At 47.8% G+C, this 5,811-nt stretch carries 4 protein-coding genes; all 4 read left to right on the top strand.

The genetic code is table 11. The features are described from left to right. Nucleotides 1–576, top strand: a 576-nt coding sequence (locus ACP5D0_RS07095; RefSeq protein WP_472364968.1) for a PD-(D/E)XK nuclease family protein, incomplete at its 5' end; no start/stop codon positions are given. After that, nucleotides 573–2,225, top strand: a complete 1,653-nt coding sequence (recD, locus tag ACP5D0_RS07090) for an exodeoxyribonuclease V subunit alpha (protein WP_472364967.1) — start codon at nucleotides 573–575, stop codon at nucleotides 2,223–2,225. The genes ACP5D0_RS07095 and recD, both read left to right, overlap by 4 nt. Before the next feature lie 286 nt (nucleotides 2,226–2,511). Further along, nucleotides 2,512–5,397 (top strand): sensor domain-containing diguanylate cyclase, encoded by a 2,886-nt coding sequence (locus ACP5D0_RS07085; protein WP_472364966.1) that lies wholly within the window; start codon nucleotides 2,512–2,514, stop codon nucleotides 5,395–5,397. A gap of 34 nt (nucleotides 5,398–5,431) precedes the next feature. Further along, nucleotides 5,432–5,811: DUF3375 family protein (locus tag ACP5D0_RS07080; protein WP_472364965.1), on the top strand; the 380-nt coding region annotated here is incomplete at its 3' end.

Genomic DNA, 5,811 nt, shown 5'->3' with positions numbered 1-5,811 from the left:
AAAATAGACCCCTTGATGTGGCAAGTGTTTCAAGCCTTGGTTGAGCATACCGTCAATACCGACCTTGGCGACGGCTTCGCGCTGAAAGATTTACAGCCGACTCAGGTATTGAAAGAAATGCCGTTTTATATGGCGCTGAATGAGGCCAATACCCTTGAACTGAACGATCTGGTGCAGAGCCGGATGCCAGACTTGCCCTACCAGCCGCTGGGGTATCGCGATTTGGTCGGTCACATGAACGGTTTTGTCGATCTCATCGCCGAGCACCAAGGGCGCTATTATGTCATGGATTATAAATCCAATGATTTGAGCGGCGACTATTCACAAGCGCATTTGTACCGCAAAATGCAACAAGCCAATTATGGCTTGCAGGGCGTGATTTATACGCTGGCCTTGCATCGTTATCTGCGCCACCGAATGGCCGATTACGATTACGATCGCCATTTTGGCGGTGTGCGCTACCTTTTTGTGCGGGGAATGCGGGCGCAAGCCCCTGAAGAGGGCGTTTACGCCTTCCGCCCCGCCCGAGCACTGATTGAACAACTAGACACCCTCTTATCAGGAGGCACCCTATGACGGCTGCGACCAAAACAAACCCCTTGACCCCGGATTTAGGCTTGCAACTTGCGAAGACACTGGGCGGAAACCAAGCGGATTTTGCCCGAATCGTTCAGCGGTTATTGCAGGCGCTGGAAAGGGGAGACAGTTGTGTCAACCTAACGGCCGACCAGATTGAAATCGTCAAGCGTCAACCCACTGTGTCGGCCGGCGGCGACCAGCCGTTTGTGCTGGAAGGCGAGCGGTTTTATCTGCAACGTTACTGGCAACATGAAGTGCGACTGGCGGCGCGGCTGAATCAGATGGCCAAAGCCGTCGTGCCGTTGTGGGAACAGGCACTGTCGCCGTTTTTTAACGACGAACACCAGTTAGCCGCCGCCAAGTTGGCCTTAACCCAGCAACTGGCGGTGATTACCGGCGGCCCCGGCACCGGCAAAACCACGACGGTGGTCAAAATTTTAACCCTGTTGCGGCTGCAGAACCCCAATGTAAGAATTGCCTTGGCCGCACCCACCGGCAAAGCGGCGATGCGCTTAACGGAGTCAATTCACCAAGGAAAGCAGGATGTGGCTTCGGTTCGTTCCGTGTTCGCGGCGCATTTGACCGCGTTGGATTCCGTGCCTTCGGAGGCCAAAACCTTGCATCGCTTATTGGGCGTGTTGCCGCTGTCCCCCGAATTCCGGCATAACGCCAGCCATCCGCTGAGTGCCGATGTGGTGGTGGTGGATGAGGCTTCAATGGTGGATATCGGCACGATGAGCCGTCTGGTCACGGCGCTGAAACCCGGTGCCCGACTGATTTTAATGGGGGACAAAGATCAGTTGGCCTCGGTGGAGACCGGTTCGGTGCTATCCGACATCAGTGAAGGCTTGCCGCATAATCGTGTTCATTTGCAAACCACCTATCGGTTCAGCGGCGCGATTAAGGCGCTGGCGGAGGCGGTTAACCATCAAGATGTGGCCGCTGCGCAAGCGGTGTTTTTGCAAGGCGACCCAGCGGTGAGTCGGACACAGATGGACGTTGTTGAATTTGCCAGGCGTGGGTATCAGGCCTATCAACAGTTGGCGCAAGACCCCGCGGCCGATCTGGAAACCCTTTTCATAACGTTTGCCGCGTTTCAAGTGTTGTGTGCCACGCGGCGCGACAAAGCGCGTTTCGATCATTTGGCGGACGAGAGCGACGTCTGGTATCCGGGGCGACCGGTCATGATTTTGGAAAACCATGCCGAACTGGGATTATTCAACGGTGACATCGGCATAACGCGTTTCGCGGATCGAACGGCGGATGTTTCTGTTGATACTTTTGCAGATACTTCTAAAGATACTTCTACAGACACATCTACCGCTTTGCAGGTGTTTTTCCCGGTTTCGGAGGGGTACAAAGCGTTTATGCCTGCACAATTGCCCGCGCACGAAACCGCTTATGCCATGACGATTCACAAAAGCCAAGGATCGGAGTTCGGTCATGTGTTGATTGTATTGCCCGCGCTTGCGGAAGACGATACGCCCTCTCAGCGCGTGGATTCATTGCTGACAAAAGAGCTGCTGTACACCGCCATTACCCGCGCCAAGCAAAAAGTTACCCTCAGTGCAACCGACACCGGCTTAAAAGCCGCCATCCAACAATCCGTGAAACGAAACAGCGGCTTGGTTGAGCGCCTCCGTTAGCGCCCAATCGTGGTGCCTTTGAGTATGGAAAAATTATGCTAGAATTCTAACCCGAAAAATTGCTGAAATTTCCGAGTGAAGAAACCTTTGGCGGAGGTTCCCTAATAATCGGTGTTGCATTAAATGGATATGACAATAATAGGTATTACAAGAAATATTATGCCTCCCAGTAAGACCCTGCTATTGTTATGATAATACGATTAATCCCTCTCTCTATATCACCAAGGTGGCGGCTATTGTATGAATTCAAGGTAATTACAGTCAAAATTTATGAAATATTCGAATTATGAAGAATAAAAACCATCTCTTTCTGACAATCCTCTTTCTTTTAACGGTCTTGCTGGTTGTGGTTATTGGGCAAAATTACAAAAAGCAACAGCACCAGCAGGCTCTGGTTCAACAGTATGATTTAATGGCGGCTTCGATGCGCCATCAGATTGAAACCTTGATCGAAGAAAAAAAGAATGCGACCTTAGCGGTTGCGGTGGCTCTGTCGCAGAATAATCAATTAAAAACCGTGCTGAAGGCTTCCAATCACTCCAGTGACGCTGTTCTGAAAAAAGTAGCGGGGAATCTCGGGCAAGTCAGTGATTTTAAAAATGTCAGGGTTCAGGTGGTTAATGCCACGGGCATCAGTCTGGCACGGAGCTGGACAGACAAAGTGGGCGATGACCTGTCGAGCATTCGTGAGGATATTCTGGACATGATTAAACACCCACGACCGATGTCGGTGATCAGTGTTGGTCACTATGATCTGACCTTTAAATCCATGGTTCCTGTGTTTGCGGCAAGCCGTTATCTTGGTTTTGTGGAGGTGATCACACACTTTAATTCCATTGCCGAGAAAATACAGCAAGCGGGTTATCAGCCGTTGGTTCTGGTGGCTGAACGTTATGAATCCCAGATAACCAAGACTTTTGCCGGCAAGCATTATGTCGCAAATCTCAATGCTCGTCCAGACTTGGTTGATCGAATTGCCAGAAAGGGTTTGTCGCTCTTTGTCAAAGATGATAAACCTTATGTGATCGACTTAGAAGCGGGGTATCTGGTAGTTAACCAGATACTGTATGCCCCTGACAAAAAGCCGATGGCTACCATTTTGATGTTCAAAGAACTTAAAGAGATTAAAAACGAATTACTGGTCGCGAAAACAGAAAATGTCAATCTGGTGATGGTGATTGTGATTTTCGCTTTGGGATTGATTTTTTATTTGCTGGGTGAAAAAAGTCAGGCGACCTATTCTACAGAGGTTCAAGGGGCAGGTGCGATTGCGATTATTTTTTCGATTGTGTTTGTGGCGTTGCTTGCCGTTTCTGGCCATTTAGTCTATTCCGCCTATCAAGATGAAAAAAGGGCACACATGATACTGCACAATCGCGATTTTCAACGCAGTTATGAGTTAATCAAGCGTAAGTATCACGCTATTTCGGAAACGTTTTTACAGTTAACCATTTCACAGCCGGAGGTCATTCATCAGATGGCATTGGCTTATAAAGGACGTGAAAGCAAGGCTCAGGCGCGAAAAACATTACATACGCTATTGGAACCAAGTTATAAAAAAATGAAAGAATATGATTTGCGTCAGTTGCACTTTCATTTGAATACCAATGAAAGTTTTTTACGATTTCATCGTCCGCAAAAGTTTGGGGATGACTTGACCGATGTTCGCGAAACGGTTTCTTATGTTAACCGCTCCCATAAGCCGGTTTCCGGTTTTGAAGAAGGGCGTATTTTCAGCGGTTTTCGAAATGTGTACCCGGTCATGGAGCAGGAGCAGAATGGCTTGACGGCAAAGCATCTTGGTTCGGTTGAAATCTCCTACAGCCCGCTGTCGATTGCAAAAGACTTCAGCACCCTGTATGAAATACCGACGGATTTTATAATTAAGGAAGCGGTTGTCACGCAAAAGGTGTTTGCTTCAGAACAGCAAAATTATCAAAAATGTGACTTACCGGGCTTCTTGATCGATAAAGAGGTTCAGAGTTTTCAAAAAACCTTGAATCAATGTATGGCATTGAAACAGGGTTTTAAAGGCCGCCAAGCAATGATTGCCGAGCGTATTAATGAGGGGCGGATATTTTCAGTGGAATCCGATAAGGGTGACTCACTGCTTACCTTTATACCGATTCATAATCCCATTAATGACCAAGTGGTGGCCGCTTTTTTGTTTAAGCAGAAGAACACGGAATTCCAGGTTTTAAAAACGCATTACATCGTCTGGTTTGCTGTCAGTCTGATCATTATATTGCTCATCTTGCTGTACTTGTATAAAGAAGTGTCCAGCGCACAACGGTTTCGCTTGTTATCGAAAAAAACGCAACAAATTTTAAACGCTCAAAGTGCTATCGTCATCGTCACCGATGGTCGCGAAATTTTCGATGCTAATGAGGCCTTTTTGAACTTTTTTAATGAGCCCTCTCTGGCACATTTCAAACAGAAACATGACTGCATCTGTGACTTTTTTGAATTCGACGACCGTGTTTTTCATTTGAAAAAAATTGCCGACCATCACCAATGGGTCGCGCACTTGTTAACCTTGTCTTACCGAGAGCGACTGGTGTCGATGAAGGATCGTTATCATCGAAGCCGAATTTTTGCATTATCCATCAATACGTATCTTCATAATCAGCATATCTTGACCTTTTCGGACATCACTGAAACCATGAGTGAACATTTCTCGCTTGAAAAACGCGCCATGCACGACCCCTTAACGAACGCCTATAACCGAGATTATTTTGCCCAGAAAATTGGCGCTTACGAACAGGTCGCGCAACGCCAGAATCGGCGTTTAGCCTTTATTCTTTTTGATATTGACCACTTCAAGCAGGTTAATGATACTTTTGGTCACAATGTCGGGGATGAGGTGCTTGTCAATCTCGTTAAGATCACGAAAGGCCAGATTCGCAGCGATGATATTTTGATTCGATGGGGCGGCGAGGAGTTTCTGGTGGTCATACCAGTTGATGCCCTTGAGCAGGCAGAAAAAGTAGCTGAAACCATTCGTGCCGAGATTGAGGCGTACGATTTTCCGGTAGTGGGCAACATGACCTGTAGTTTTGGTGTTTGCCTGCACCTGAGTGGGGATGACTTCAAAACCACGGTAAAATGTACGGATGACCAACTTTATGTGGCAAAAAAAGCCGGTCGAAATCGGGTTTGTGCCTCTCGGTGAACTATTCGGGTCAGACCCGTTGTGAAGGAAAAGTGTGGACTATTCTCATTTAGTAAAATTGCGTCAAACGCACCCCGCCTGGCGGTTGATGCGCGCCGACAATGCCCCGTTAATTGTCAGCTTTTTACAGCAAGCCTTTATTGACCCCAACCGACGAAGTGTGCGCCAGTCCGAACTGGTCTTGATGTTGGACGATTTTTTGTATCATCTGCGTTTAAGTGAAGGCGAAGACGCTTTTCCTAAAAGTCCGCATCACTATTTAGAAGACTGGGCGCATAACGATAAAGGTTGGCTGCGAAAATTCTATCCGGTCGATTCGGATGAAGCGGCATTTGATTTAACGCCCGGCACCGAAAAAGCGATTGGCTGGTTGGTGAATTTACAACATAGCAGTTTTGTCGGTACCGAATCGCG

This window comes from Hydrogenovibrio sp. (assembly GCF_049975065.1).
Taxonomy (GTDB): Bacteria; Pseudomonadota; Gammaproteobacteria; order Thiomicrospirales; family Thiomicrospiraceae; genus Hydrogenovibrio.
Note: the sequence above shows the minus strand (reverse complement) of the source record. Positions and strands in the feature narration are given on the sequence as shown.